We start from the raw sequence: 825 nt of genomic DNA on the forward strand, positions 1-825 counted from the left end.
GCCGGGGAGTGGGGCGTGCTGGGAGCGGGGCGTGCGCCCGTGCTCAGCCGCCGTCAGCCGCGGCCGCCGTCCGGGGCGGCCTGTGCGCGCGACCCGTCCGTCAGGGCCGAGAGCAGGTCGCCGAGCGTCTCCCGCTGCGCGCCGCGCAGCGGCGCGAGTACCTCCTCGGCGGCCGAGTGGCGCGCGGCGCGCAGGGCGAGGAGCGTGTCGCGCCCGGAGTCCGTCAGCTCGATCCTGATCACGCGGCGGTTGGCCGGGTCCGGGACACGCCGCACCCAGCCGTTCGCCTCCAGGCCGTCGACCAGCGTCGTCACGGCGCGCGGCACCACCTCAAGGCGGGCCGCCAGGTCGGCCATCCGGGGCGGGCCGCCGAGGTTCGCCACGCTGTACGCGACGGTGCGCAGCAGCCGCCCCTGCGCCGGGGTGATGCCCACCGGTCCCAGCTGGCGCTTCTGGATGCGGTGCAGGCGGCGGTTGAGCCGCAGCAACTGCTCCGCGAGCCTGCCGTCGCGCTCCGCGCTGTCCCGGCCCGCGCTGTCCCGCTCTGTACTGTCACGGTCCGTACTGTCCCGGTCCGCGGGATTCGGGTCGCCATGCTGCGGATCACCATGGCGCGGATCGCCATGATGTGGGGCGCCGCTGTCCGGAGCCGCGCGGTCGGGGTCCTGGCCGGCACCGGCGGGATCGGGGTTGTCCATACGGGAATAATATCAGGACTACGCTCATTGTGAGCCTAGGTAATAATGAACTACACTCCCTGTTGCCCGTGAGGGCCGCGGCCCCCGCCCCCCGCCCCCCCCCCCCCGCCCGCCCCCCCCCCCCCCC

General features: G+C 75.4%; 1 protein-coding gene. It reads right to left on the reverse strand.

What is annotated here, in order from left to right; genetic code table 11:
- Positions 1 to 53: 53 nt before the first annotated feature.
- On the reverse strand, positions 54 to 488 hold the full coding sequence (locus tag LCE31_RS40005) for a MarR family winged helix-turn-helix transcriptional regulator (RefSeq protein WP_225023230.1): 435 nt from the start codon (positions 486 to 488) through the stop codon (positions 54 to 56).
- Positions 489 to 825 lie beyond the last annotated feature (337 nt).

The sequence above is a fragment of the Streptomyces sp. 8L genome, assembly GCF_020176795.1.
Lineage (GTDB): Bacteria > Actinomycetota > Actinomycetes > Streptomycetales > Streptomycetaceae > Streptomyces.